Below are 3,285 nucleotides of genomic sequence, written 5' to 3' on the forward strand. Positions count from 1 at the left end.
GTTTTATCCGCCGTGAAGCGGTGGGAGTGGTCGGCGCCATCGTCGCCTGGAATTTCCCGCTGCTGCTGGCCTGCTGGAAACTCGGCCCGGCCCTGGCGACCGGTTGCACCGTGGTGCTGAAACCGGCGGATGAAACGCCGCTGACCGCACTGAAACTCGCCGAGCTGGTGCTGGAAGCCGGCTACCCGAGCGGAGTATTCAACGTGGTCACCGGCACCGGCATCACCGCGGGTTCGGCGCTGACCCACAACCCGCTAGTGGACAAACTGACCTTCACCGGCTCCACCGCCGTCGGCAAGCAGATCGGCAAGATCGCCATGGATTCCATGACCCGGGTCACCCTGGAGCTGGGCGGAAAATCGCCGACCATCGTCATGGCCGATGCCGACCTCGGCAGTGCCGCTGCCGGGGCGGCCAGCGCGATCTTCTTCAACCAGGGCCAGGTCTGCTGCGCAGGTTCGCGGCTCTATGTGCAGCGCAAGCATTTCGACAATGTGGTGGCCGACATTGCCGGCATCGCCAACGCGATGAAGCTCGGCAATGGCCTGGACCCAAGCGTTGACATGGGCCCGCTGATCTCGGCGCGCCAGCAAGAGCGGGTGTACAACTACATTGAAATGGGCCGTGAAAGCGGCGCGACCATTGCCTGTGGCGGTGAGCAATTCGGCCCCGGGTTCTTCGTCAAACCGACGGTGATTGTCGACGTCGATCAAAAGCATTCGCTGGTTCAGGAAGAGATCTTTGGCCCGGTGCTGGTGGCGATTCCGTTCGATGACGAGGCCGATGCATTGCGCATGGCCAATGACAGTCCGTATGGCCTGGGGGCGAGTATCTGGTCGAACGACCTGGCGGCCGTGCACCGGATGATTCCACGGATCAAGTCCGGTTCGGTGTGGGTCAACTGTCACAGCGCCCTCGACCCGGCATTGCCGTTTGGTGGCTACAAGATGTCTGGTGTGGGTCGGGAGATGGGGTATGCGGCGATCGAGCATTACACCGAGTTGAAGTCGGTGTTGATCAAGCTGTAATCATCGGGCCCTCCAGACCGCCATCGCGAGCAGACGGAACGCCGCCCGGCTGCTCCCACATTGGATCTCCAGCGTTCACCCGATCCCTGTGGGAGCGAGCCTGCTCGCGATGGGGCCAGACCGGTCAATACACATTTCAGGGTTTAAATCCCTGCCCCAGCAACCACCCGCGCACCACCCGCCCCTGCTCCACCGTCAAACCTTGCAGCGCCTGGTCAGCCGGCTGGGTTCGCAACCGTCGCACCAACGGCGCCAACTCAACCCCTTGCACATGCCAGATCCCCAACGGCTGATCCGCCGTGATCACCACCTCGGCTTCGTCGACAAACCCATCGCGCAGCACCGGCGCCCGCTCAATGCTCAGCGAAGCAAAGTCGGCGGGTGCATGAGCAGGCGTAGCGTCCGGCCACTGTCGACGCGCACGCCAGAACGGTTGCTCCGGCCAGCGCAGTTCATCGGCATAAAAGTCCCGACCAATGCGCGCAAAACGCAAGAACAGCTGCTCGACCCGTTGTTGATGGAAGCGCTGGGCCAAGGCCGCCCGCTCAGGTTTAGCCAGCAAGGTGTTGATCACCACCGGTGCTTGCAAGGCTGAGGACAGGGATTGAAAGATGCCGTTGCCTGACAGCGGATCGACCGCCATGGCCGCATCGCCAACCCGAATCCAGTTATCGCCGCACACCTGCTGATTGAGAATCGCCGTGCTGCTGCGGGCGTGCAGTTGCAGGTCGGTTTCAGGCTGCGATCCGAAAAAATCGATGGCCAACGACGAGTCCTCGCGGCGCTGGCGACAGTAGTCGAGCAACTGCGCCTTGCCCGGCAATTCGGCGCTGGCCACGTCCACGGTCAACTGCCAATAACATTGACCGTCGGCCCGCCGTGCCATCCAGGCCCAACCGTCCGGCAGGCTTTCCACCGCGCTGGCGGTGCTGCCTGGTGCGCCCTGCCAACGGTTGAGCAGGCTGACCGTCTCCGGTCCGCGCAGTCCTTTGCCAAGTGCTGGCGCCTGACGACCACGGGCCTCTACCAGAAACTCGCTGTTCAGCTCAGCATGACCTTCGACCTCAACCCGATGACCCGACGCCTGGGAGTGAACCGCCAACACCCGGCCTTCGATCAACGCGACACCGGCCAGGCGCAAATCCTCACGCAGGCCGCGATCAAAGCTCGGCCGATCCAGCAGAAACTCGATGTTTTGCGCATGCTGCTGGCCGTTCCACGACACCTGTCGCTGCGATGGCAACGCCACCTGCGCCAGTGCCTGATTCAAGCCGGCACCGCGCAGGGCTTCGAGTACCCGTTGCGAAACGCCTTCAAGCGCCGCAAATCGGCGCCAGTCGCTGACCAGCGTCACCGCATAACCCAACCGGCGCAGACCCAACGCCACCGCCGCGCCCGCAGGCCCGGCGCCGAGAATCAGGATGCTGCTCATGTCCAGACTCGCTGCTCAGGGCCATGATAACGGGCATTGTCTCGTAGCCATTCAAGGACCTGCGCATTGCTCGCATCGAGGTGTCCGGCAAGAAAATTGGCGATATGCCCGGTCAACGCCGCGCAACCGAGACTGGCACCGGATTGCCCTGGGTACATGCCCTGAACACAGGCGGCAAAGTCGGCCTGCTGACTGTTGAGCCACGACCATTCGTGTTCGCCGCAACGGGCATCGCCAGTCACCCGCAACACCTGCGGGTAACTCGCCGGGTACACACCCTCGCCTTGCGCCGGACTCGAGGCACACAGCAAAACACCACGGGCCAATGCTGCCGAACAGGCTTCACGCAGCAGGCTGCGGTCTTGACGCAAGCCCAGGCTGAGGTTGATTACTCGAACATCCTGCGCCACCAGCCAATCGATCGCCGTGGCAATCTGCAAGGCGCTGGTGACGCCACGCTGGTCGAACACCTGCGCTACGCAAAACCGTGCAGAGGCTGCACGCCGGCTGATTGCCTCGACGACTGCGCTACCGTGGCCGAGCGGATCGTCACGCAGCTCATCATCGGCGAGTCCGTCTTCGACCAGGTAAAACCGTCGCCCGGCACTCACTTGTCCGCGTTGTGCCACGGAATGTCCGCTGTCGACCACGCCAATCCTTAGCTCAAGCTTCATGCAGCACCTTAACCTGCGTTAGCACGCCGTCGAACAACTCAAAGCGCAGATCCGCATCGGCCAGGGTTGAGGGGCGATGGCTGATCAGGATTCGTGTACGTCCGGCAAACAGTCGATCGATGGCCTCGATGACTTCCCGTTCAGTGGCCTC

3 protein-coding genes are annotated in these 3,285 nt (G+C 62.9%); 1 reads left to right on the forward strand and 2 read right to left on the reverse strand.

Translation table 11 applies throughout. The features are described from left to right. Positions 1-1,028: aldehyde dehydrogenase family protein (locus tag AC1DH9_RS25610; RefSeq protein ID WP_477809024.1), on the forward strand; the 1,028-nt coding region annotated here is incomplete at its 5' end. Positions 1,029-1,164: 136 nt separating this feature from the next. Here AC1DH9_RS25610 and qhpG read toward each other — a convergent pair. Both qhpG and qhpE read right to left on the reverse strand, forming a co-directional pair. Beyond that, a complete protein-coding gene (gene qhpG, locus AC1DH9_RS25615; RefSeq protein ID WP_427539651.1) occupies positions 1,165-2,460 on the reverse strand; it encodes a flavin-dependent monooxygenase QhpG in 1,296 nt (431 codons plus the stop codon). Next, positions 2,457-3,134, reverse strand: coding sequence for a subtilisin-like serine protease QhpE (gene qhpE, locus AC1DH9_RS25620; RefSeq protein WP_427539648.1), 678 nt, complete (start codon positions 3,132-3,134; stop codon positions 2,457-2,459). The genes qhpG and qhpE overlap by 4 nt, the downstream gene beginning before the upstream one ends. Positions 3,135-3,285 lie beyond the last annotated feature (151 nt).

It is taken from the genome of Pseudomonas sp. 05T35 (genome assembly GCF_056396605.1).